Origin of the sequence: Alcaligenes sp. DN25 (genome assembly GCF_023674485.1) — a bacterium.
Lineage (GTDB): Bacteria > Pseudomonadota > Gammaproteobacteria > Burkholderiales > Burkholderiaceae_B > Alcaligenes > Alcaligenes phenolicus.
The window spans coordinates 913,596-936,395 of sequence record NZ_CP098408.1; the positions used below are offsets into that span (position 1 = coordinate 913,596).

Sequence of the window (22,800 nt, forward strand, 5' to 3'; positions counted from 1 at the left end):
CAGCACGACTGCCCGCCCCGGTCTCCGCGTCTTTGCCCGGTGCCGCAGGCGCCGGGATTGTCGTCCCGCCTGCATCCATAGTCAGCGGGATGTTTTCGTTTTAAGGATGAAATCGTGCAAGAGCCCTTACATCAATCCAGCCTGAGCTCCCTGCCGCTACTCGCGCGCGGCAAAGTTCGGGACATGTATGCGGTGGGTGAGGACAAGTTGTTGATTGTGGCCAGTGATCGCATTTCGGCATTCGATGTGATTCTGGACGACCCCATTCCCGGCAAGGGCGCTGTCTTGACGCAGATGACCGAGTTCTGGCTGAACAAGCTGGCGCACATCATCCCTAATCACACCACTGGCGTGAACCCGGTTGATGTGGTGGCGCCTGAAGAGCGCGCCCAAGTGGAAGGCCGCTCCATGGTGGTCAAGCGCTTGAAGCCCATCATGGTGGAAGCGGTGGCTCGTGGTTATCTGATTGGTTCGGGCTGGAAAGACTACCAGGCTACCGGCGCGGTATGTGGCATCACCTTGCCGGCTGGTTTGAAGCAAGCGGCCAAGCTGCCCCACGTGTTGTTTACCCCGGCTGCCAAAGCCGAAATGGGCTCGCACGACGAGAACGTGGATTTCGCCCACGTGGTCAAGGAAGTGGGTCAGGAACTGGCCGAGCAGATCCGTGACGTGACCTTGCGTCTGTACACCGAAGCTGCCGACTACGCGGCCAGCCGTGGCATTCTGATTGCCGATACCAAATTTGAGTTTGGCCTGGACGATCAAGGCCAGCTGCATTTGATGGACGAAGTGCTGACCCCGGATTCCTCGCGTTTCTGGCCAGCCGACAGCTATGCTGAAGGCATCAGCCCACCGTCTTACGACAAGCAATTTGTGCGCGATTGGCTGGAAACCCAGGTTTGGGACAAGACGCCACCCGCTCCTCGCTTGCCTGCTGAGGTGGCCGAGCGTACGGCTGACAAATACCGCGAAGCCCTGGAACGCCTGACAGCGTGAACGGTTTACAGCCCGGACAGGCGCTCGCCGTAAACGAGTTGCCTGCTCGTCCTTCGCAGGGTGCCAAGCGGCTGCATGTCCTTGGACGACTTCGCCACAGCGAGCCGGGCTTTGGGGGAGGGCGATGGGCAGAGCAAAGTCTGCCTCGCCGGAAAACCCATCATTGGATGGACCCTGCTGTTTTTCTATTTACCAAGGCGCCCGGCAGCATGGCGCCTTCTTCCTTTTAGGGCGTATCTCTAATGAGCGTACAAACTCCTGCGGCCCCCACAGTGGGCATTGTGATGGGTTCCTCCAGCGACTGGGATGTCATGAGCCAGGCTGTGGCCATTCTGGACGAATTTGGCGTGTCCTATGAGTGCCGTGTGGTTTCTGCCCACCGCATGCCGATTGATATGGTGGACTATGGTGCCCAGGCTCCGGCCCGTGGCCTGAAAGCCATTATTGCCGGTGCAGGCGGCGCGGCTCACTTGCCCGGCATGCTGGCTGCCCTGACGCACTTGCCCGTGTTTGGCGTACCTGTACCTTCGCGCTACCTGCGCGGTGAAGATTCCCTGCTGTCGATTGTGCAAATGCCCAAGGGCGTGCCGGTTGCCACCTTCGCCATTGGCGAGGCTGGTGCTGCCAATGCCGCGCTGCACGTGATTGCCAATCTGGCGGTCAACGATGCTGTGCTGACTGAAAAACTGATTGCGTACCGTGCCCGCCAGACCGAGGCCGCCCGAGCTATGCGTGTTCCTCCTGCTACTGCCTGATTTTATTTTGTGATGATGACCCCCATGACTGATGTTGCCCTTCTGGTCCCTGGCTCCTGGCTGGGCATGATTGGAGGCGGCCAACTGGGCCGCATGTTCTGCCATAGCGCCCAAAGCCTGGGCTACAAGGTGGCCGTGCTGGACCCGGACACCCATAGCCCTGCAGGCGCGGTGGCGGATCTGCATATCTGTGCGGCCTACGATGACGCCCAAGCGCTTGCCCGTCTGGGGGACTTGTGCCAAGCCGTCAGTACCGAGTTCGAGAACGTCCCGGCGCAGTCCTTGCTGACTCTGGCGCAGCACACACGAGTCACGCCGTCCGGCGATGCCGTAGGCATTGTGCAGGATCGTATTCGTGAAAAAGCCTTTATCTCGCAGGCGGGTGTGCCGGTGGCTCCTTATGCGGCCATCGAAAGTCTGGACGATTTGCAAGCCGCTGACAGCGCCTTGTTCCCCGGTATCTTGAAGACGGCACGCTTTGGTTACGACGGCAAGGGCCAGGCTCGTGTAGCAGACCGTGAACAGGCTCTGGCTGCTTTCAAGGAGTTCGGTTCTCAGGCCTGTGTGCTGGAAGCCCTGCAACCCTTGAAGTCCGAAATTTCGGTTGTCCTGGCTCGTGGCCTGGACGATCAGGTCAAAACCTTCCCATGTGCCCGTAATGAGCACCGTGATGGCATTTTGGCCGTGTCCACCATCAGCGCCCAGTTTCAGGATGATGCCTTGTCCGAGCAGGCCCGTCAGGCGGCTGCCGCTATCGCCCGTACGCTGGACTACGTGGGTGTCTTGTGTGTGGAGTTCTTCATTCTGGAAGACGGCCGTTTGCTGGCCAATGAAGTGGCTCCCCGTCCGCACAATAGCGGTCACTACACCATGAATGCTTGCGTCACCAGCCAGTTCGAACAGCAGGCTCGTGTGATGGCGGCTTTGCCCCTGGGTGACACCGGCGCTTTGTGTCCTTCCATGATGCTCAACATCCTGGGCGATATCTGGTTTGATGAACAGGGCCAGATGCGTGAGCCGGATTGGGCTGCCTTGCTGGCTGTGCCTGGCGTGTCCTTGCACCTGTACGGCAAGGCCGAGGCCCGTGTTGGCCGCAAGATGGGTCACGTCAATATTGTGGGCGAGTCGGATCAGCAAGTGCGTGAACGCACTGCCCGAGCCGCCGCTGCCTTGCGTATCGCGTTTGATCATGAGTGATTCCACCCGTAGCCCTTCCGAGCAGCAGATAGAGCAAGCCGCCCGTGTGCTGGCACAAGGGGGGCTGGTGGCCTTTCCAACCGAGACGGTCTATGGTCTGGGCGCGGATGCAGAAAACCCGGCGGCGGTGCAACTGATTTACAAGGCCAAGGGCCGCCCTGCGAATCATCCCTTGATTGTGCATGTGGCCCCCGGTGCCGACTTGCGCTATTGGGTGACGGATATTCCGCCTGTGGCGCAGCAATTGATTGATGCCTTCTGGCCGGGGCCTTTGACGCTGATCTTGCCGCGCAATCCGGCTATTCCGGATACGGTCAGTGGCGGGCAAAGCAGCATTGGTATTCGTTGCCCTTCCCATCCGGTGGCACAGGCTTTGCTCAAGCGCATGGCAGAACTCAAGCCCAGCGGACAGGCAGGAGTAGCAGCACCTTCGGCCAACAAGTTCGGTCAGGTATCGCCCACGGCGGCCAGCCATGTACGCGATGAATTCGCGGACATGAGTGCAGAGGAGCTGCTGATTGTGGAAGCGGGCCCGTCGGAAGTGGGCATCGAGTCCACCATTGTGGACGCCTCGCGTACCCATCAAGGCGTGGGTGCGGTGCTGTTGCGGCCCGGCCATATCACGGCAGCCATGATTGCCGAGGTCATCGGCTACGAACCCGCCAGTCCGGATCAACAAGCCCCGCAAGTGTCGGGCAGCTTGAAAGCGCACTATGCGCCGCGTACCCCTTTATCTTTGTTTGATGAAGACAGCGCGGCTGCGGTGCAGGCTGCTTTGAGCCAGGGGGGCAAGCAGGCCATTGTCGCTTTTGCCTCCTTGCCGCCATTTTCGGCGGAGGTGCACGACTGGTATGTGTGCAGCCCGGATGCGCAGCTTTATGCCCAGGACTTGTACGCTATGTTGCGTCGTCTGGACCAAGGCCAGTATCAGCATATTTGGGTGCAGCGTTGCCCGGATACGCCGGACTGGCAGGCGGTCAATGACCGCCTGGGCCGAGCAGCCGCCGCCTTTGAGTAAGGCTGCTGTTTAGTAGGCGTGTGTGCTTTAGGGACTGAGCTTAGAGACTGGGTGAGTTCGCTGTTTAGCGGGCTGTTCGCTTCAGAAAGTCCACAATTGCCTGGTTCACCTGCGCTTCCTTATCCCGGTAGGGCAGGTGACCGCATTGCTCCAGTTCCAGCAGCTCGGTGTGGGGCACCAGCTCCTTGATGCGGCGAATCTGTTCCAGCGTGCCGTATTCATCATCCACGCCCTGAATCGCCAGAATCGGGCAGGTGATACGGCTGACCTCTTGTTCAATATTCCAGTCGCGGAATCGGGGATCGGTCCAGGTGGCGTTCCAGCCCCAGAAAGCGGATTCCACATCATCGTGATAGCGGCCCAGACGTTCGCGTAAAAAGCCTTGCTCGTAGGCTTCGCGGGCAACCAGAATGCCGCGCAGGGAAATGTCTTCCACGAACAGGTGCGGGGCCATCACTACAATGCCTTGCAGCTTGTCGCTAAAGCCACTGGCCGCCAGCAGGGCAATCGAGCCACCATCGCTGTGGCCGACCAGTACAATCGGGCGCTTCTTGCCGTCTTCGCCCAGTTGCTCCAGCAGTTGAGGCAGCACGTCCAGCGACTGCTCATGCAGGTAGTCGGGCTCTTTGGGGCGATTGTCCGGGCGAGGGGTGCTGCGGCCATAGCCATAGCGGGAATACATCAGGCCGCTACAGCCGGTTTGTTCGCACAGTTGTGCCGGCCAGTCTTTCCACATGGCAATCGAGCCCAGACCTTCGTGCAGGAACACCAGCAAAGGGGCCGCGACCCGCTCGGGGAAAATGCGTTGATATTCCAGTTCAATGGCTTGTGTGCCTTGAATCAGGCTCGCAAATTGCAAAGATGAATCTAGTGTTGTCATAGCGGTGTTGAATCAAGAAGCCCTGGGCAGGCTGGGCGTGCGAGTGATTAGGAAACTCTCTTTATGCCATAGATTGGTATAAGACGCACAGGCTGGCTTCTCCTGATACCGGATGTGGACAGTTTGCTGCGGTTTGTGGCGCAGTAGGGGCAGGGGCTGCAAATTCTGGCAGAGATGGTAGAGTGGCGCTCTCGATCTTTTTTGCCGCCGGGCCGTCCCAAGGTGAAAGCTCCCCCTTGGGGCAGCAAGCCGAAGGCGTAGCGTGGGGGCTTTTTTTGTCGCCGGGCCGCCCCAAGGCAAAAACTCCCCCTCGGGGGGCAGCAAGCCGAAGGCGCAGCGTGGGGGCTTTTTTCGTTGTACAACAACATGAAATTTGCTGAATTTGAAGTGGGTATGGTCATCAAGCACCCACTTGTCCCTGTGACTCGCGAAGAAATGCTGGAATTTGCCCAGAAATACGATCCGCAGTCCTTTCATATTGACGACAAGCAGGCCGAAGAAGGCCATTGGGGCGGTTTGATCGCCAGCGGTTGGCTCACTTGTGGCAAAACCATGCGCATGGCCGTGGATTCTGCCTTGCACGATTCCGAGTCCTTTGGTTCGCCCGGTCTGGAGCGTCTGCGCTGGGTCTTGCCTGTGCGAGCCGGTGATTCAATCCGTCTGGAGGCCACGGTGGTGTCCAAGCGTGTGTCCAGCAGCCGTTCAGATCTGGGCATCATTCGCTGGAATTGGAATGTGTTCAATCAGCGTGATGAGCTGGTGCTGGAAATGGAAGCGACCAGCATGTTTGAGTTGAAGTCCGAACAAGAATAAAAAGACCCCCACCGCATAGTTTTGGTTTACCAACTTTCCAGCGGCCACTTTGTTCTTGAGACGGCCCTGCGACTGGAAAGAGCCTTCATTCCAGACCTTTTGCCCGCTGCTTATGAAGGGATGCTGTTTACCTCGAGTCTTTCGGTAGTAATAACCGCAAATGCAGACGGGAGAGAAGTCCCCTTACGGCATGTAATTCACCAGTTTGTTCCGGTTGAAACGGACAAGGGCAAAGCCTTTGGCTTTGCCCTGTTTGGTTTGCTTTAGAAGAAAGCCTGAATCCCGGTTTGTGCGCGTCCCAGAATCAGGGCATGTACGTCGTGGGTGCCTTCGTAGGTGTTCACCACTTCCAGATTGACCAGGTGGCGAGCAATACCGAACTCGTCAGAGATACCATTACCTCCCAGCATGTCGCGTGCCAGTCGGGCAATATCCAGTGCCTTGCCGCAGGAGTTGCGCTTCATGATGGAGGTGATTTCGACCGCCGCTGTGCCTTCGTCTTTCATGCGTCCCAGACGCAGGCAGCCTTGCAGCGCTAGCGTAATCTCGGTTTGCATATCGGCGAGCTTTTTCTGGATCAACTGATTGGCCGCCAAGGGGCGACCAAACTGCTTGCGGTCCAGGGTGTACTGGCGGGCGGTATGCCAGCAGGATTCGGCGGCGCCCAAGGCACCCCAGGCAATCCCGAAGCGGGCCGAGTTCAGGCAGGTGAAAGGGCCACGCAAACCCGAGACATGGGGCAGCATCTGGCTGTCTGCAATCTCCACATCGGCCATGACGATTTCGCCGGTCAGGGAAGCGCGCAAGCCTACTTTGCCGTGAATGGCCGGGGTGGACAGACCTTTCATGCCTTTTTCCAGAATGAAGCCGCGGATCTTGCCGTCGTCGTCACCGCCCACGACTTTAGCCCAGACCACCAGCACATCAGCAATGGGGGAGTTGGTAATCCAGGTCTTGTTGCCGCTCAGACGATAGCCACCGTCCACTTTTACGGCGCGGCTTTCCATGGCACCGGGGTCTGAGCCATGATTGGGTTCAGTCAGGCCAAAGCAGCCAATCCATTGGCCGCTGGCCAGCTTGGGTAGATATTTCTGTTTTTGTTCTTCGCTGCCAAATTCAAAAATCGGCACCATGACCAGAGAGGATTGCACGCTCATCATGGAGCGGTAGCCTGAATCCACACGCTCCACTTCGCGGGCGATCAAACCATAGCTGACGTAGTTCAGACCAGCGCCGCCATAGGCTTCGGGAATGGTGGCCCCCAACAGGCCCAGCGAGCCCATCTCGGCAAAGATGGCGGGGTCAGTCTGTTCGTGGCGAAAGGCCTCCAGTACGCGTGGCAGCAGCTTTTCCTGTGCATAGGCGTGGGCGGCATCGCGCACCATGCGCTCTTCATCGCTCAACTGCTGATTCAACAGCAGGGGGTCGTCCCAATGGAAAGAGGGATTGGCAGACATAGAGGTACTCCGGGAAGATCAAAGAGGGTCAGTCAGGTGGAGCCTGGATGGGCGCCATCAGTCTGGAAAATAGAAAAGAGCTGCTTAAGTATCGCTGACAGTCGCCACTATGAGCAGCAAGCGCATCATCAGGTGGCTGTGAATCAGCGAGATCAATATAAAGTCTCAGCATAGTGTGCATAAAGCGCACAAGGCAATTGATAAAATTGCACAATGTCGTGTTCTGGCGTAACGATCCGGTCCTGCACTGAATGAGGAGGGCGGAGGCGGCATGATTAAGAGGAAGACCTATGAGACAAGGCGTACCCAGTTTGGGCGCATTACAGGCCTTTGAGGCCACGGCCCGTTTGGGGACTTTTTCCCGTGCGGCCGAGGAATTGTCCTTGACGCATAGCGCGGTGTACCGGCAGGTAAGCGGCCTGGAGCAGCGGCTGGGTGTGACCTTGCTGACACGGGTGCGGCGGCGTCTGGTGTTGACTCCGGCAGGGCGCGATTATGCTGCTCGCATCCGTCACCATCTGGAGCAAATCTGCAAGGATACTTTCAGCCTGATTGCACGCGCCGGTGTGGGCCGCAGCATCCATCTGGCCGTGTTGCCTACCTTGTCGACCGTGTGGTTGATGCCGCGTCTGGCCCGTTTCTCCCAGCGCTATCCGGATATCACCGTCAGCCTGTCCGTGCGTACCACTCCGTTTCAGTTTGGCGACCACCCCTTTGATGCTGCCATTTATCATGGACGGCAGTTGTGGCCGCAAACTGAAGGGATCAAGCTGTTTGACGAAGGCGAACTGGTGCCGGTCTGCTCGCCCAAGCTGGCCGCCAGTGGCGATTGGCAAAAGCTGGTTCACCTGCATATGTCCACTCGCCCCGATAGCTGGTCGGACTGGTATCGATCTGCCGGTCTGGAGCCTGATTTGCGTGTCAGTTCCGGCCCGCGTTACGAGCTTTTCAGCCTGGTGATGGCGGCATTGCATGCCGACATGGGCGTGGCCTTGATGCCGCGTTTTCTGGTGCAACAGGCGCTGGAGCAGGGCGAGCTGATCATGCCGCTGGATCATGCCATGCCTGTCAGTGAGGCCTATTTTTTTAGTTATCCTACGGCCAATGAGCCCAGCGAAGCGGTGCTTTTGCTGGAACAATGGCTGCTTGAGTACCAAAAGGAGAACACATGAGATTGCACTGGAAACCGGCTCTGTTGTCGGCTGCCTTGACCTTGGCTCTGGCGCTACCTGCGCATGCTCGGGAAGCAGCCAGCCAGCATTTGAACCCGGAAACCGCCAGCAGTGTCATGCAGCGTGACAAGCTTGTCACCCAGAAAAGCATGGTGGTGACGGCACATCCTTTGGCGACACAAGCGGGTTTGCGCATCCTGGATCAGGGAGGCAGTGCGGTGGATGCAGCCATTGCGGCTCAGTTGGTTCTGGGGCTGGTGGAACCACAGTCTTCCGGCATTGGCGGTGGCGGCTTCTTGCTGATGTTCCAGCCCAAGACCGGCCTGATGAGCTATGACGGACGGGAAACGGTGCCCGCAGCCAGCAGTCTGGATCGCTTCGAGCTGGACGGTAAAACCATGTCCTTCAAGCAGGCGGTCAATAGTGGTCGCTCGGTAGGCGTGCCGGGTTTGCTGCGTGCCCTGGAGTTGATGCATAAAGACGGTGGCGTGCTGCCGTGGGCGAATTTGTTTGACCCGGCGATTGAGCTTGCCGAGGTCGGTTTTGAGGTCAGCCCACGCTTGAATACCTTGATTGCCGATAATCCTGAACTGGCTGACAAGGCGGCTACACGTGCCTATTTTCTGGACGAGCAAGGCAAGCCCTGGCCAGTTGGTCATCGTTTGCAGAACAAGGAATACGCGCAGGTGCTGCGTCTTTTGGCCAGGCAGGGTGCACAGGCTTTTTATCAAGGTGAACTTGCCCAGGATATGGTGGCTGCCGTCGCTGCCGATCCCATTGCGGGTGATCTGGCTGTGTCTGACTTGACGCAGTACCGCGCCTTGCGTCGTGAACCCCTCTGTATGGACTGGCAGCAAGTGGCTCTCTGTGGCATGGCACCGCCCAGTTCCGGGGCTATCAGTGTGATGCAGATGCTGGGTATCTTGCAGCACACGCCCATTGCTGACGCAAAACCGCAATCTGTCGAAGCGATTCATTATTTTTCCGAAGCAGGGCGTTTGGCTTTTGCGGATCGGGATGCCTGGGTGGCTGATCCGGCGTTTGTGTCTGTCCCTCAGCAGGCTTTGCTGGCTCCGGAGTATCTGAAATCCCGCGCTGCCTTGATTCAGCCAGACCGATCCATGGGACATGCTCAACCGGGTAAGCCCTTGGCCGACTCACAAGCCCCCAGCGACAACACGCCCGAGCTGCCTTCCACGACGCATTTGTCCGTGGCGGATGCCAAGGGGCAAGTGGTGTCCATGACCACTTCGGTCGAGTCAGCTTTTGGTAGCAAGATCATGGTGCATGGTTTCTTGCTGAACAATCAGCTGACTGACTTTGCCTTGAGCCCCAAAGACGAAATGGGACGCCTGTCCGTGAATCGGGTGGAACCCGGCAAGCGTCCACGTAGTTCCATGGCACCGATGATGGTGATGCAGGATGGCCGTCCTGTCATTGCCCTGGGCTCACCCGGTGGCAGTGCCATTATTCCTTATGTGGCTCAAGCCCTGACCGGCATGTTGATGTGGAATCTGGATGCTCAACAGGCAGTCAGCCTGCCCCATTACGGCAGCCGCAATTGGGCGACAGAGCTGGAGGCTGGGACCGCTGTGACGGAACAGGCGCAGGCTTTGAGGGCAATGGGGCACGAGGTGCGTGAGCAGCCTTTTCCTAGCGGTACGCATGTGATTCGCTGGACTCAGGATGGACTGGAGGCCGGGGTAGACCCTCGGCGTGAAGGTTTGGCGTTAGGGCAATAAGCAGAGCTTGTAGCCGTGTACCCGAGGTAAACATGGGTCTTGCCGACGAGACATGCTGCAAGCGTATGGTGGAATTGGGGAAGCAGTCAGTATGCGGGAGAGGCTGTTGGCGATTTGAAGCAGATACTCGTCAGAGATTGGCAGAGACAGCAGTCGATCGTTGCCTGAGGCTGGTAGAGCTAATTGCCAAGTAGCTAGCAGGCTCAAATCGTCTGGCATTTTGAAAAATGGGAGACCATTAAAAAGCCCTCAATGCGTGGATCTGTATCCACAGCATTGAGGGCTTTTTTAGGCTTAAGGTAGGCCTGATCTCGCTGCTTAGCGGAATACCACCGTGCGCTGATCGTTCAGCAAGATACGGTGCTCCACGTGGGCGCGCACGGCACGGGCCAGAACCAGAGACTCCACATCGCTACCGATCTGGGTCAGTTCGGCTGGGCTGACCGAGTGGGTCACGTGTTCCACGTCCTGCTCGATGATCGGGCCTTCGTCCAGGTCAGCTGTTACGTAGTGGGCGGTAGCACCAATAATCTTCACCCCGCGAGCATGTGCCTGATGGTAGGGGCGTGCGCCCTTGAAGCTGGGCAGGAAGCTGTGGTGAATATTGATGGCGCGGCCAGACAGGGATTGGCACAGATTGGTGGACAGAATCTGCATGTAGCGGGCCAGCACAACCAGATCAATCTTTAGATCACGAGCCAAGTCGATGATTTGCTGCTCTTGCTCGGGGCGAGTTTCCGGTGTCACGGGCAGGTGATGGAAGGGGATGCCGTAAGAAGAAGCCAGACCGGCGTGGTCGGTATGGTTGGAGGCCACAGCAGCAATTTCCACCGGCAGTTGGCCGCTATGGGCGCGGAACAGCAGATCGTTCAGGCAGTGGCCTTGGCGGCTGACCAGGATCAGCAGGCGGGCTTTACGCTGGGCGTCATAAATATTGGCGTCCATGCTGAATTTTTCAGCAATGGGGGCGAAGCTGGTTTGCAGCGCGTTGACGTCCTGCTTTTCGGGCAGGGAAAACTGGATGCGCAGGAAAAAGCGGTTGGTGGCGGCGTCGCCGAACTGCTGTGCCTCAAGAATGTTGCCGTTCTGCTCAAGCAGCCAGCCCGATACGCTGTGGACAATGCCGGTACGATCCGGGCAGGATAGGGTCAAGATGTAATCGTTCATCGACAGTATTGTAAAGATTTCAGAAAAGTTTTTAAGCTGCCTGGGCCAGGGTTTCTTGGCTGTGTTGTGCAATCGCTAAACACGCGGTCAGGCCGGGCGATTCGATGCCGAACAGATTCAGCAATCCAGGTATGCCGTGCTCGGCGGGACCTGAAAAGACAAAGTCGGCTGCCGCATGACCTGCGGGCACAATTTTAGGCCGGATACCGCTATAGGCGGGGTTCAGGCTGTTATCGGGCAAAGCGGGCCAGTATTCACGCACAGCGGCGTAAAAAGATTGGCCTCGTTGCGGGTCCATATCGTAGTTCTCGTCCTGTACCCATTCGGTGTCCGGGCCAAAGCGGGCCTGACCGGCCAGATCCAGCGTCAGATGCACACCCAGCCCGGCTTTATTGGGCATGGGGTAGATCAGGTGCTTGAAGGGCGAGCGACCCGTCAAAGAGAAATAGCTGCCTTTGCACAGATAAGCGTTCGGGATATGGCTGGCATCCAGCCCCTCGATCTGGCGTGCAGCGGCCACAGCGCCCAAACCAGCCGCGTTTATCAGATGGGTGCTTGTCAGGCTGAACGCTTCTGCGCCACCCACATGCACTTCAAAACCTTGTCCGGGCAGGACACGCGCACTGACAAAAGGCGTATTGAATACCAGTTGGGCACCGTGGTTCTCCGCATCGCCTTGCAAGGCCAGCATCAAGGCATGGGTATCTACAATGCCGGTGGAAGGAGAAAGCAGGGCGGCGCTGCAATTCAAGGCCGGCTCCAGAGCCTGGGCCTGGGCGGCATTTAGCCACTGCAAATCGTCCACGCCACAAGCGCGCGCCTGGGCCTGCAGCTTGAGCAGATCGGCTTCCTGTTCGGGCGTGGTCGCCACAATCAGCTTGCCGCAACGGGCGTGGGCTATATGGTGTTCCTGGCAGTAGTCATACAGCCGGGCCTTGCCTTCTACACACAGGCGGGCCTTCAGGCTGCCCGGTGTGTAGTAAATGCCCGCGTGTATAACCTCTGAATTGCGGGAACTGACGCCATTGCCAATGCTGGCGGTTTGCTCGATCAGCAGAACCTCCATGCCTTGCTGGGCCATTTGTCGGGCGCAGGCCAAACCTACGACTCCCGCTCCCAGCACTATGCAATCGACATCGTTTGCCATGAATCAGGACCTTATTGGCGCGTTGGAGCAAAAGGCGTAGTGTACTCCCGCCATGCTGTCGTCGTCAGGACCGCGTTGCAACACCCCGTCACGCCAGGGAGGGAGTCAGGTCAAAGTCGCCCGCATGGTAGATCAGGGGCTGATGGGCGCTACGTTCGCAGTGGGTGACTTCACCGATAAAGATCAGGTGATCGCCTGCCTCATGCACGGCATAAGGCTTGCACTCGAACCAGGCACTGCAACGCTCGTCGTTCAGCATGAGCAAGCCGTGCGGGGAACGCTTGATGGGGTGATCACGAAAACGCTCGGCCTGATCGCCCCAGGCAAAGCGCTTGGCCAGCGATAGCTGGCTGGCTCCCAAAACGTGAATCACGTAGCCCTGGCCGTCCACAAAGTGTGGCAGGGACTGGGAGCGCTTGGCCAGCGACCACAGCACCAGAGGTGGGTCCAGGGAAACAGAGTTAAAGGAGCTGACGGTCAGGCCAATGGCCTGATCCGGGTTGTCTTTGTTGGCACCGGTCACGACCGTCACGCCAGTGGCGAAACGGCCCAGTGCCGAACGGAAGAAGTCGCTATCGAAGGTAGAAGAAAAAACAGTCATTGCATCAATGCTGAGGGCAGGCGTCCCCAAGGGAACGGCTTAAGGAGCCAGTCGGCTCACCTGCCAGTCAGATGTGTCCTTGCGGTCGAACACCAGCCTGTCGTGCAGGCGCGAGGCACGGCCTTGCCAGAATTCGACATGGTCTGGAGTCAGTCGGAAGCCACCCCAGTGTTCAGGGCGGGCGGGATGTTCACCTAAGCTTTCAGTGTACTGCTTGGCACGGGCATCCAGCTCTGCGCGGCTGATGGGCTGGCTTTGCGGCGAGGCCCAGGCACCAATGCGCGAGCCCAGAGGACGGCTGTGAAAGTATTCGTCGGACTCGGCCGCACTGATGCGGCTGATGCGGCCTTCAAAACGCACCTGGCGTTGCATGGAGGCCCAGAAAAAGGACAGGCTGGCCCACGGGTTATGGTCCAGGTCCGTACCCTTGCGAGATTGGTAGTTCGTAAAGAACACCAGGCCTTGTTCGTCGTAACCTTTGAGCAGAACAATGCGCGCCGATGGGCGACCTTCCGGGTTCACGGTGGCCAGCGTCATCGCCGTGGGTTCGACTTCCTTCAGCTCAATCGCCTGATCCAGCCAGCGTTGAAATTGCTGGCTAGGATCGGCACAGAGTTCGTTTTCGCTCAGGGAAAAGCGTTCGTATTCGTTACGCAAATCGGCAAGGGACATGGGGCGCTCTCAGGCTTGTTGAGGATTAAGCAGTGCAGTCTGGCTCTGTAGTAATTGAACCACTGATTGCAGGCGTTTATCCAGAATTTTAGAGCGTTGCAGCGCCGAGGCGGTTTCCATGACGTATTCGATGCAAGGGCCGTTGGTTCCCTGGGCCGAGTACACCACTTGTCGCAGCTGTTCGTCCGGCATACGGGGGACGTAGGCGTCGGTCTTGCGGTTCATGGTAAAGACCAGGGCACGAATATCGCCCTGGCTGGTGCGGCAGCGCAACCAGCGAGGAATATAGGCACCGCTGGGCATCTCGCGCAGCCATAGGGCGTCAAATACCTTGGGTACGCTTTCGGCGGGAATACGAAAAGCCATGCCCCGGCAAGAACCGCCTACATCCAGCCCGAAAACCAGACCGGGCTGCTCGGGCGTACCGCGGTTGATACGTGACCACAAGCACAGCGCCCGGTGGTAACCGCGCAGCAAGGCTTGGCGCTGCTCGGCAAATTCAAAATCGGGACGCCAGATCAGAGAGCCGTAACCATAGACCCACAGGTCCTGTTTTTCACACCACTGCACCTCTTCCAAGGATTGACGCAAAGAGGCGTTGCGCTCTTCGTCAGTCAGGACACGAAAGCTGCACGGTGTGGGTACGGCGGAAGGCGAGGCGGAAATAGAATCGATGTTCACGGCAAAAAGGGGTGGTAAGCCAAAATCACAGATGCTTGAAACCTATGACAATTGTAGAGCAAGCACAGTCCACTGTAGCGGGCTTTGATGCTGATAACTAAGGAAAAATACTAATTTGCTTATATGAGTGTTGCTATTTGGCAGGGCACAGTCAAGCCACCAGGGTATAAGGCCCGTTTCACAGGTTGGTCAGGGGCAATTAGACGTAGAATTAACGGGTTTGGCCGCATGGGCCGGTGATGGACAGATTGCATGACAGAGCAGCACAACATGGATGCCGAACGCCGTTTCGGCGGTTTGGATCGTTTGTATGGAGCCGGAGCGCGCGAGCGTCTGGCGGCCGCCCATGTGATGGTGGCGGGTATCGGGGGCGTGGGAACCTGGGCGGTGGAAGCGCTGGCCCGTTCGGCTGTGGGCCGGATTACCCTGATTGATCTGGATAATATTGCCGAATCGAATATCAACCGCCAACTGCCTGCCCTGGACAGCACCTTGGGCATGGCCAAGATTGAAGCCATGGCCCAGCGCATTGCGCAGATCAATCCTCAGTGTCAGCTGCAGCTGATTGAAGATTTTGTCACTGAGGATAATGCGGCCAGCCTGATGGAGCAGCGCCCCGACGTGTTTCTGGATTGCACTGACCAGGCTAGTGCCAAGATTGCTCTGATCTTGCAGGCCAGGCGCTGCAAGGTGCCCCTGCTGAGCTGTGGCGGGGCAGGAGGCAAAACTGACCCGCTGACGTTGCGCCGGGGAGACTTGTCGGTAGCACGCCATGATGCCTTGCTGGGCAAGCTGCGCCAGATCCTGCGCAAGCAGCATGGCTTTGCGCGTGGCAGCGATGCTCAGGGCCGCGCCTTGAAGCGTGTGCCTCGCATGGGAGTGGATTGCCTGTGGTTCGAGCAGGAAACGCGTCTGCCACAGAACTGGACCCAGGCCGAAGACGGTGCGCTGCAAGGACTGGCCTGCGCGGGTTATGGCTCCGGGGTCACTGTGACGGCCAGCATGGGCATGCAGGCCGCCGACTACGCCTTAAACCGGATACTGAACCAGTAAGGCGTCCTGCCAGCCACGCAAGGCATTCGAGACTCGGATTGCCTTGGCGTTCAGTAAATCCTCCAGGGAAATCTCGGTTTCACGAACCAGCTTGCTATTGAGAAGCGCCTGCCGTTGCACGCCGGGCAAGAGCCAGCCTTGGGCGGGCGGTGTCCACCACTGGCCCTGTTCGTCCTGAATATAAATATTGCTGCGACTGCCTTCACAAACCCGGTTCTGTGTATCCAGATAGATCACATCAAAGATTTGGGGATGCTTTTCCAGCAGGGCGCTGGCCTCTTGATACCAGGGGCGATGCGTCGTCTTGTGCGAGAGCAGCGGGTCCTGAGCGGGCAGGGGCGTGCGGGACAGGCATAGCTTTAAGGGGCCTTCCAGTGCTGGCAGTGCGTTCGCCTGTGCCTGGGCGCTGGCGTCGGCACCCCACAAGATACGCAGTCGTAAGGGTGTGTTGACCGGAGCCTGGCCCAGCGCCGTATGCATGGCCTGCAACCAGGCTTGTGCATCCCAGTCGTAGCCCAGTTCCGCGCAGCTGCGTGCCACGCGCTCCAGATGCAGTTCCAGCAGGGGGATCTGGCCGTCTGCATCTACCCGCAAGGTTTCTATCAATTCAGGTTTGCTTTGGCTCATGATGCTGCCTTTAAGTCAGTGTTACAGGGGTCTGCAAGACACGTGCTTTCCACAAACACTCCAACCATTCCTGGTCCGGGTCCGAATCCAGCACAATGCCACCGCCCACGCCAAATGTTCCTTGACCATGATTGTTCAGCTCCAGACTGCGGATGCTGACATTCAGGGACAAGTCGCCCTGGGGGCTGAGATACCCCACCGAGCCACAGTAAATACCGCGTCGCTGCGTTTCCAGTTGGCGTATGCATTGCATGGCGGCCAGCTTTGGGGCGCCGGTAATCGAACCACAGGGAAACAGAGCGGGTAGCAGGGTCTCCAGGCTGCAGTCCGGGTCTACCTCTGCCTGAATACTGGATGTCATGGTCCAGACCGAGGCATATTGCTCGACATCGAACAGGCTGGTGGTGTGCACCGTGCCCGTGCGGGCCACCTGACCCAGATCATTGCGTAGCAAATCCACAATCATCAGGTTTTCGGCCCGGTCTTTCAGGCTGCTTTGCAGCTCCTGGGCGTTTTTCTGATCTTGAACAGGGTCGGTATCGCGCGGGCGGGTGCCTTTCATGGGGCGGGTCCGCACAGTGTTGCCACGTTTTTCCAGAAACAGCTCGGGTGACAGCGACAGGATATGACGATCACCCAGATCCAGATAAGCACCGTAGGCTACAGGGTGGCGGCTGGCCAGTGCGGTATAGAGATCACGCGGTGCCATGCCGGATTGAATGCACAGGGGCATGGTGTAGTTGATCTGGTAAAAATCCCCGGCCTGCAAACCTTGCTGAACCTGGGCCAGCGCATCCCGATAGTCTTTCTGACTGATTTGAAGGCTGACCTTCAATTCGGGCTTTGCCTGACTATCCCATAAAGCTACTTCCTGCGCCTGCTCAAACACCAGCGCGTTCAGGGGAGCATGGGTCGCCGCCTCGCGAGCAGGCAGACGGGGTTCGAACAGCTCGGCCAGTTCGTAGTCCAGTGCCAGGGCCACCCAGTGGCCAGCTTGACGAGCCTGTTCGATTTTTTCAAAAGCAGTACTTAAATCTTCAGGGCTACGAGCCTGGATATGGCCCAGGTAGCCCTGCATTTCCAGCGCATAGCCTTTTAGTCTGTCTTCAAATCGGCCATACATGCGCCGTGTTCCTTTAAAAATTCCGCCAAGGCCATGCCGGTATGCGAGGCATGGTTGGCCTGTACTTGATCCGGCGTGCCTTGAACCACCAGCCTGCCGCCGCCCGAGCCGCCTTCGGGGCCCAGATCGACAATCCAGTCTGCTTCGGCAATCAAATCCAGATTATGTTCAATCACCAGCACGGTATGGCCGGCATCGACCAGTCGGTGCAGCACCACAATCAGCTTTTCCACATCCGCCATGGACAGGCCTACGCTGGGTTCGTCCAGCACGTACAAGGTGTGCGGAGCCTTGTAGGCTCGGCCTGTGCGAGTCAGACCTTCGTCCAGACGGGCCTTGACCAGTTCGCTGACCAGCTTGACGCGCTGCGCCTCGCCACCGGACAGGGTGGGTGAGGGCTGACCCAAAGTCAGATAACCCAGGCCCACGCTTTGCATCAGCTGCAGGGGGCGCAATATTTTAGGATGTGCGGCAAAGTATTCAACCGCCTCATCCACATCCATTTGCAAAAGCTGACCGGCGGAGACGTCGCGCCAGGTCACCGCCAGTGTTTCCGGATTGAAGCGCTGGCCGTGGCAGGCGTCACAAGGCACCTTCACGTCCGGCAGGAAGCTCATTTCCAGGGTGCGCATGCCTTGGCCTTCGCACAAGGGGCAGCGGCCATCGCCGGTGTTAAAGGAGAAGCGTGAGGCGCTCCAGCCGCGCAGACGGGCATCGTTGGTGTTGGCAAACAGTTTGCGCACCTCGTCCCAGAAGCCGATATAGGTGGCCGGGCAGGAGCGGGGTGTTTTGCCAATGGGGGTCTGGTCCACTTCCAGCACGCGGTCCAGGCTTTCCCAGCCGCTGATGCTGGAACAACCCTGCCACACCGGTTTTTCTTTGCTGCCGACCACGCGCTGCAAATTATCCAGCAGTACATCGCGGGCAAAGGTGGACTTGCCGGAACCTGACACGCCCGTCACCAGACTGAGCTTGCCCAGCGGAATACCGGCCTGGACCTTGTTCAGGTTATGCAGGCTGGCATCGTGCACCGTCAGCATGGGTGCATCGGCCTGGACGGGACGGCGTGCCTGCATGGGGTGCTTGAGCGGCTCGCGCAGATAGCGGCCAGTCAGCGAATTGGGGTTGGCCTCGATTTCTGCCAGTGTGCCCTGGGCGATGACTTCACCGCCGCGTTTGCCCGCACCGGGGCCCATATCAATAATGTGCTGGGCACGGCGTATGGTGTCTTCATCGTGCTCGACAACCACCAGCGTATTACCGTTGCCTTCCAGACGCGCCATGGCGTTCAGCAGAATCTGGTTGTCGCGCGGGTGCAGACCGATCGTGGGTTCATCCAGCACATAGCACACGCCCTGCAGGTTTGAGCCTAACTGGGCCGCCAGACGGATACGCTGGGCTTCCCCACCCGACAAGGTGGGGGCGGCACGATCCAGCGCCAGATATCCCAGGCCCACTTCGTGCATGAAGTCCAGACGGCTGCGGATTTCGTTCAGAATGTCGCGCGCAATATCGGCCTCGCGGCCACTCATGTTCAGGCTGCCAAAAAAGGTCTGCGCTTCATCCACGGGCAAACCGGCCAGCTTGGCAATGGATTGGTCGCGCCATTCAAAAGCCAGAGAGACCGGGTTCAAGCGTTGGCCGTGACAGCTTGGGCATTCCACGGCTTCGCCTTCGTAGCCGTTATTCCAGCTGTTTTCTTCGCCCGTTTGTTCCTGGTCGAAGCCGGTCAGCTTCAAGCCCGTACCAAAGCAGTCCTTGCACCAGCCGTGCTTGGAGTTGTAGGAGAACATGCGTGGGTCCGGCTCGGGGAAGCTGGTGCCGCAGCACGGGCAAGCCCGCTTGACGGAGAAGTGTTGCTGGCTGGCCGTGGACAGCGGTTGACCTTGTCGGCGTTGCTCCAGCGACATGGAACCCGATGGCGTCAGGGGAGCCAGCACACTGAAGGAGCCGTGACCCAGCTCCAGCGCCTCGCGTATGGCTTGGCGCAGTTGCAGTTCATGGCGTGGATCAATAATCAGGTCGGCCACCGGCAGTTCCAGCGTGTGTTCGCTGTAACGGTCCAGGCGCGGCCAAGGGTTGACGGGGATGAACTCGCCATCCACGCGCAAATGGGTATAGCCCTTGCCCTGCGCCCATTTGGCCAGGTCGGTGTAGTAGCCCTTGCGAGCGGTGACCAGGGGAGCCAGCAAACCAATATGCTCACCCTTATGATCACGCAGCAATTGCGCGGCGATTTGCTCGGCCGTTTGCGGGGCCACAGGCACATGGCAGTCCGGGCAGTATTGGGTGGCCAGCTTCACATACAGCAAGCGCAGGAAATGGTGGATTTCCGTCATGGTGGCCACGGTGGATTTGCGACCCCCACGGCTGGTGCGCTGCTCAATGGCAACGGTAGGTGGAATACCGTAAATCGCGTCCACATCGGGCTGACCGGCAGGCTGCACAATCGCGCGGGCGTAGGCGTTCAGGGACTCCAGGTAGCGGCGTTGACCTTCGTTAAACAGAATGTCGAAGGCCAGGGTGGATTTGCCCGAACCGGAGACACCCGTCACGACGGTGAAGGTGTTGTGCGGGATGTGCACCGAGATGTTCTTCAGATTGTGCTCGCGCGCATTCAGGATGGCGATCTGGCCATCGTTGCTGCCGCTCGAGCTGGCCTTGTAATCCACCTCGGGTTCCTGGAACAGGGCCGAGCCTTTACCCAGAATGGCTTGTTCGTATTCTTTCAGGGCATGGCCGGTGTGCGATTGCTCCAGCGCCATGATGTCGCCCGGCGTACCCGTGCCCAGCAATTGGCCGCCATGTTCGCCGCCTTCGGGGCCCAGATCAATAATCCAGTCTGCCGCGCGGATCAGGTCCAGATTGTGCTCAATAATCAGCAGGCTGTGACCAGCGGCCAGCAGCTTGCGGAAGGCGCGCATCAGGCGGGCAATATCGTCAAAGTGCAGGCCGGTGGTGGGCTCGTCGAACAGGAACAGATTGCCTTTCTTGGCGACCTTCACCTGGCTTAGACGGGTGCGCGAAGCCTGGGCCAAATAAGCCGCCAGTTTCAAGCGTTGTGCCTCACCGCCCGAGAGCGTAGGCACAGGTTGGCCCAGTTTCAGGTAATCCAGACCTACATCGGCCAGGGGTGCCAGGCCGGTTTGCACATCGCGCAGGCCTTCAAAGAACTCCATGGCCTGATGCACGGTCATGTCCAGCACCTCGTCAATCGAGGCGCTGCGACCAAAGTGTTCGATACGCACTTCCAGCACTTCGGGGCGGAAGCGCTTGCCATCGCAATCCGGGCAGCGCAGGTACACGTCCGACAGGAACTGCATTTCGATATGCTCAAAGCCCGTGCCGCCACAAGTCGGGCAGCGGCCATCGCCACTATTGAAGCTGAAGGTGCCGGGCGTGTAACTGCGTTCTTTGGACAGCGGGGCCTGGGCAAACAGCTTGCGGATAGGGTCAAAGGCACCGACATAGCTGGCCGGGTTGGAGCGGGCCGTTTTGCCGATAGGCGTCTGGTCCACCATCACTACTTCGGCAATTTGCTCGGCGCCCAGCAAGGCACCGTAAGGGCCAGGGGCTTCCGTCGGCTTGCCTTGCTGTTTCAGGATGGCCGGGTAGAGCACGTCCTGAATCAGCGTGGATTTGCCCGAGCCGGAGACGCCCGTCACGCAGACCAGACGGCCCAGTGGAATGGACACCGAGATATGGCGCAGATTGTGCGCGCTGACGTCTTCCAGCAGCAGGCGGGGCGTGTTTTCGGCCACCGGCATGGGGCGGGGCGATTCGATGCTGAGCTCGCCACTCAGGTAGCGGCCTGTCAGCGTTTCTGCACCGCGCAAGGCTTGGGGAGAACCATCAAACAGAATCTGACCGCCACGCTCGCCAGGGCCGGGGCCCATGTCCAGAATACGGTCGGCGGCCACCATCACTTGCGGGTCGTGCTCGACCACCACCAGGGTGTTGCCATTGCCGCGCAGACGATGCATTACTTCAATAATGCGGTGCATATCGCGTGGGTGCAGGCCAATCGAGGGCTCGTCCAGCACGAACAGGGTGTTTACCAGCGAGGTGCCCAGTGCCGTGGTCAGGTTGATACGCTGCACTTCACCGCCAGACAGGGTGCGGCTTTGGCGGTCCAGCGACAAATAGGACAGGCCCACATCGCACAGATAATCCAGGCGGGACAGGGTTTCTTTCAAGAGCAGATCAATGGCCGCATCGCGTGCATCGCCAAAGTGCAGGCCTTGGAAAAAGCTGCGTACGTGCTCTATAGGCAAACGCATCAGGTCCGGAACGCTCAGGCCGGGCATGGCATCCAGTTGCTCGCGCAGCCAGTTGGAATGCACGGGCATGAAACGTGGGTAGCGGGAATCGGCGGGGGCCGCCTGATCGCCTACACGCCACAAGCTGGCTTCGGGTTTCAGACGCGAGCCGGCGCAGGCCGGGCAGGTGTTGTAGCTGCGATATTTGGACAGCAGCACACGCACGTGCATCTTGTAGGCGCGCGACTCCAGCCAGTCGAAAAAGCGTTGCGCGCCGTACCACTGGGTTTTCCAGGCCTGATTGCCGCCTTTCCAGTCCGGGGTGCCGTTAATCACCCAGTCGCGCTCTTCCTGGCTCAAGTCTTTCCAGGGCACGCTCAGGCGTACACCGGCTGCCGGAGCGTAGCGCTCCATCTCGACCTGACATTCTTTGTAGCTGGCTGTCTGCCAAGGGCGGATCGCACCTTCCAGCAGGCTTTTGCTGGGATCGGGAACGACCAGGCCGTAATCAATACCCATCACGCGGCCAAAACCACGGCACGATTCACACGCGCCCAGGGGCGAGTTGAAGGAGAAGGTGCTGGCTACGGGCGTGCTGTATTCAATATCGCACTGAGCACAGTGCAGGCCCTGGCTGAAACGCCAGGCGGTTTCCGGGCCATCGACACTGGCCGAAGCATACACCGTCAACTTGCCTTGTCCGTGGCGCAAGGCCGCTTCGATCGCTTCCATGAAACGTTCCGGCTCTACCGTGCTGGCACGGAAGCGGTCCTGAATCACATAGAGAAGCTTTTGCTCCGTGGGGGCGGCTTTGCTGCTTTTGCCCTTTTTCGTGCTGCTGCTGGCTGTGACGGTCTGTGTTTCTTCGTGGTGCAGGCGGGTGTAGCCCTGCTGATGCAGCAAGGTTTCAATTTCTTGCTGCGTGAAGTTGGCCGGAACCTTGACGGCAAAGGTCAGAACCAGGCGTGGGTCATCGTGGTCCTCTGCCAGCTTGCGAATCTGCTTGGCGATGCTGTCGGCATTGTCGCGGCGCACAGGCTGGGCGCACTGGCGGCAATACAACTCGCCCAAGCGGGCGTACAGCAGCTTGATGTAATCGTTCAGCTCCGTCATGGTGCCCACGGTGCTGCGCGAGTTGCGTACCGGGTTCACCTGATCAATGGCAATGGCGGGCAAGATGCCTTCAATGCGATCGACCTGAGGTTTGTCCATGCGGTCCAGGAACTGGCGCGCATAGGGGGAGAAGGTTTCTACATAGCGTCGTTGGCCTTCTGCATACAGAGTGTCAAAGGCCAGCGAACTTTTGCCTGAGCCGGAAACGCCGGTAATAACCAGTAACTCGCCCGTTTTGATACGTACATTCAGGTTTTTCAGAGTGTTCTGGCGGGCGCCAAAAATGCGAATTTCTGAGCTCATGGCAAGGTCGGCTTTCTGGAGAGG

18 protein-coding genes are annotated in these 22,800 nt (G+C 58.8%); 8 read left to right on the forward strand and 10 right to left on the reverse strand.

What is annotated here, in order from left to right; genetic code table 11:
• Positions 1-114 precede the first annotated feature (114 nt).
• The 4 genes from NBV64_RS04250 (at position 115) to NBV64_RS04265 (ending at position 3,966) form a co-directional block, all read left to right on the forward strand.
• Positions 115-996 carry a phosphoribosylaminoimidazolesuccinocarboxamide synthase gene (locus NBV64_RS04250; protein ID WP_009455127.1) on the forward strand — a complete coding sequence of 294 codons (882 nt, stop codon included), beginning with the start codon at positions 115-117 and terminating at the stop codon, positions 994-996.
• A gap of 242 nt (positions 997-1,238) precedes the next feature.
• Positions 1,239-1,751, forward strand: a complete 513-nt coding sequence (purE, locus tag NBV64_RS04255; RefSeq protein WP_009455126.1) for a 5-(carboxyamino)imidazole ribonucleotide mutase — start codon at positions 1,239-1,241, stop codon at positions 1,749-1,751.
• Between the two features lie 15 nt (positions 1,752-1,766).
• A complete protein-coding gene (locus NBV64_RS04260; protein ID WP_425541753.1) occupies positions 1,767-2,948 on the forward strand; it encodes a 5-(carboxyamino)imidazole ribonucleotide synthase in 1,182 nt (393 codons plus the stop codon).
• On the forward strand, positions 2,941-3,966 hold the full coding sequence (locus tag NBV64_RS04265; RefSeq protein WP_250756750.1) for an L-threonylcarbamoyladenylate synthase: 1,026 nt from the start codon (positions 2,941-2,943) through the stop codon (positions 3,964-3,966). The genes NBV64_RS04260 and NBV64_RS04265 overlap by 8 nt, the downstream gene beginning before the upstream one ends.
• 64 nt (positions 3,967-4,030) lie before the next feature.
• Here NBV64_RS04265 and NBV64_RS04270 read toward each other — a convergent pair whose 3' ends face one another.
• A complete protein-coding gene (locus NBV64_RS04270) occupies positions 4,031-4,846 on the reverse strand; it encodes an alpha/beta fold hydrolase (protein ID WP_250756751.1) in 816 nt (271 codons plus the stop codon).
• Positions 4,847-5,212: 366 nt separating this feature from the next.
• Here NBV64_RS04270 and NBV64_RS04275 point away from each other — a divergent pair, with 366 nt between their 5' ends.
• Complete coding sequence (locus NBV64_RS04275) at positions 5,213-5,659, forward strand: MaoC/PaaZ C-terminal domain-containing protein (RefSeq protein WP_022983440.1); 447 nt, start codon at positions 5,213-5,215, stop codon at positions 5,657-5,659.
• Between the two features lie 263 nt (positions 5,660-5,922).
• Here NBV64_RS04275 and NBV64_RS04280 read toward each other — a convergent pair whose 3' ends face one another.
• Complete coding sequence (locus NBV64_RS04280; protein ID WP_022983442.1) at positions 5,923-7,116, reverse strand: acyl-CoA dehydrogenase; 1,194 nt, start codon at positions 7,114-7,116, stop codon at positions 5,923-5,925.
• A 290-nt stretch (positions 7,117-7,406) separates the two neighbouring features.
• Here NBV64_RS04280 and NBV64_RS04285 point away from each other — a divergent pair, with 290 nt between their 5' ends.
• Both NBV64_RS04285 and ggt read left to right on the forward strand, forming a co-directional pair.
• Positions 7,407-8,288 carry a LysR substrate-binding domain-containing protein gene (locus NBV64_RS04285; protein ID WP_250756752.1) on the forward strand — a complete coding sequence of 294 codons (882 nt, stop codon included), beginning with the start codon at positions 7,407-7,409 and terminating at the stop codon, positions 8,286-8,288.
• Positions 8,285-10,030 carry a gamma-glutamyltransferase gene (ggt, locus tag NBV64_RS04290; RefSeq protein WP_250756753.1) on the forward strand — a complete coding sequence of 582 codons (1,746 nt, stop codon included), beginning with the start codon at positions 8,285-8,287 and terminating at the stop codon, positions 10,028-10,030. Before NBV64_RS04285 ends, ggt begins: the two co-directional genes overlap by 4 nt.
• A 318-nt stretch (positions 10,031-10,348) precedes the next feature.
• Here the strand turns inward: ggt and purU are convergent, their stop codons facing one another.
• The 5 genes from purU to NBV64_RS04315 all read right to left on the reverse strand — a co-directional run bounded on the left by purU (position 10,349) and on the right by NBV64_RS04315 (position 14,298).
• Positions 10,349-11,203 carry a formyltetrahydrofolate deformylase gene (gene purU, locus NBV64_RS04295; protein WP_164837966.1) on the reverse strand — a complete coding sequence of 285 codons (855 nt, stop codon included), beginning with the start codon at positions 11,201-11,203 and terminating at the stop codon, positions 10,349-10,351.
• 25 nt (positions 11,204-11,228) lie between these two features.
• A complete protein-coding gene (locus NBV64_RS04300; RefSeq protein ID WP_031232982.1) occupies positions 11,229-12,344 on the reverse strand; it encodes an NAD(P)/FAD-dependent oxidoreductase in 1,116 nt (371 codons plus the stop codon).
• 88 nt (positions 12,345-12,432) lie between these two features.
• The gene (locus tag NBV64_RS04305) at positions 12,433-12,945 is read right to left on the reverse strand and encodes a flavin reductase family protein (RefSeq protein WP_250756754.1); all 513 of its coding nucleotides are present in this window, start codon (positions 12,943-12,945) and stop codon (positions 12,433-12,435) included.
• Between the two features lie 39 nt (positions 12,946-12,984).
• Positions 12,985-13,617, reverse strand: coding sequence for a pyridoxamine 5'-phosphate oxidase (gene pdxH, locus NBV64_RS04310; protein WP_009455105.1), 633 nt, complete (start codon positions 13,615-13,617; stop codon positions 12,985-12,987).
• A 9-nt stretch (positions 13,618-13,626) separates the two neighbouring features.
• Positions 13,627-14,298, reverse strand: coding sequence for a gamma-glutamylcyclotransferase (locus NBV64_RS04315; RefSeq protein WP_009455103.1), 672 nt, complete (start codon positions 14,296-14,298; stop codon positions 13,627-13,629).
• 252 nt (positions 14,299-14,550) lie between these two features.
• Here NBV64_RS04315 and NBV64_RS04320 point away from each other — a divergent pair, with 252 nt between their 5' ends.
• Entirely contained in the window at positions 14,551-15,351 is an 801-nt protein-coding gene (locus NBV64_RS04320; RefSeq protein ID WP_035271118.1) for a tRNA threonylcarbamoyladenosine dehydratase, read from the forward strand.
• Here the strand turns inward: NBV64_RS04320 and NBV64_RS04325 are convergent.
• Genes NBV64_RS04325 through uvrA form a run of 3 tightly spaced genes read right to left on the reverse strand, consistent with a single transcriptional unit; the run spans position 15,328 to position 22,776 of the window.
• A complete protein-coding gene (locus tag NBV64_RS04325) occupies positions 15,328-15,978 on the reverse strand; it encodes an aminotransferase class IV (RefSeq protein WP_250756755.1) in 651 nt (216 codons plus the stop codon). The two genes, NBV64_RS04320 and NBV64_RS04325, sit on opposite strands and share 24 nt — an antisense overlap.
• 10 nt (positions 15,979-15,988) lie before the next feature.
• Positions 15,989-17,101 (reverse strand): aminodeoxychorismate synthase component I, encoded by a 1,113-nt coding sequence (pabB, locus tag NBV64_RS04330; protein ID WP_250756756.1) that lies wholly within the window; start codon positions 17,099-17,101, stop codon positions 15,989-15,991.
• Positions 17,074-22,776, reverse strand: a complete 5,703-nt coding sequence (gene uvrA, locus NBV64_RS04335) for an excinuclease ABC subunit UvrA (protein WP_250756757.1) — start codon at positions 22,774-22,776, stop codon at positions 17,074-17,076. Before uvrA ends, pabB begins: the two co-directional genes overlap by 28 nt.
• Between the last annotated feature and the right edge of the window lie 24 nt (positions 22,777-22,800).

What these genes read in the sequence shown, in the direction of transcription:
- purE (WP_009455126.1), top strand. Translation starts at nt 1,239, where the DNA reads ATGAGCGTACAAACTCCTGCGGCCCCCACAGTGGGCATTGTGATGGGT.
- NBV64_RS04260 (WP_425541753.1), top strand. Translation starts at nt 1,767, where the DNA reads ATGACCCCCATGACTGATGTTGCCCTTCTGGTCCCTGGCTCCTGGCTG.
- NBV64_RS04265 (WP_250756750.1), top strand. Translation starts at nt 2,941, where the DNA reads ATGAGTGATTCCACCCGTAGCCCTTCCGAGCAGCAGATAGAGCAAGCC.
- NBV64_RS04270 (WP_250756751.1), bottom strand. Translation starts at nt 4,846, where the DNA reads ATGACAACACTAGATTCATCTTTGCAATTTGCGAGCCTGATTCAAGGC.
- NBV64_RS04275 (WP_022983440.1), top strand. Translation starts at nt 5,213, where the DNA reads ATGAAATTTGCTGAATTTGAAGTGGGTATGGTCATCAAGCACCCACTT.
- NBV64_RS04280 (WP_022983442.1), bottom strand. Translation starts at nt 7,116, where the DNA reads ATGTCTGCCAATCCCTCTTTCCATTGGGACGACCCCCTGCTGTTGAAT.
- NBV64_RS04285 (WP_250756752.1), top strand. Translation starts at nt 7,407, where the DNA reads ATGAGACAAGGCGTACCCAGTTTGGGCGCATTACAGGCCTTTGAGGCC.
- ggt (WP_250756753.1), top strand. Translation starts at nt 8,285, where the DNA reads ATGAGATTGCACTGGAAACCGGCTCTGTTGTCGGCTGCCTTGACCTTG.
- NBV64_RS04300 (WP_031232982.1), bottom strand. Translation starts at nt 12,344, where the DNA reads ATGGCAAACGATGTCGATTGCATAGTGCTGGGAGCGGGAGTCGTAGGT.
- NBV64_RS04305 (WP_250756754.1), bottom strand. Translation starts at nt 12,945, where the DNA reads ATGACTGTTTTTTCTTCTACCTTCGATAGCGACTTCTTCCGTTCGGCA.
- pdxH (WP_009455105.1), bottom strand. Translation starts at nt 13,617, where the DNA reads ATGTCCCTTGCCGATTTGCGTAACGAATACGAACGCTTTTCCCTGAGC.
- NBV64_RS04320 (WP_035271118.1), top strand. Translation starts at nt 14,551, where the DNA reads ATGACAGAGCAGCACAACATGGATGCCGAACGCCGTTTCGGCGGTTTG.
- NBV64_RS04325 (WP_250756755.1), bottom strand. Translation starts at nt 15,978, where the DNA reads ATGAGCCAAAGCAAACCTGAATTGATAGAAACCTTGCGGGTAGATGCA.
- pabB (WP_250756756.1), bottom strand. Translation starts at nt 17,101, where the DNA reads ATGTATGGCCGATTTGAAGACAGACTAAAAGGCTATGCGCTGGAAATG.
- uvrA (WP_250756757.1), bottom strand. Translation starts at nt 22,776, where the DNA reads ATGAGCTCAGAAATTCGCATTTTTGGCGCCCGCCAGAACACTCTGAAA.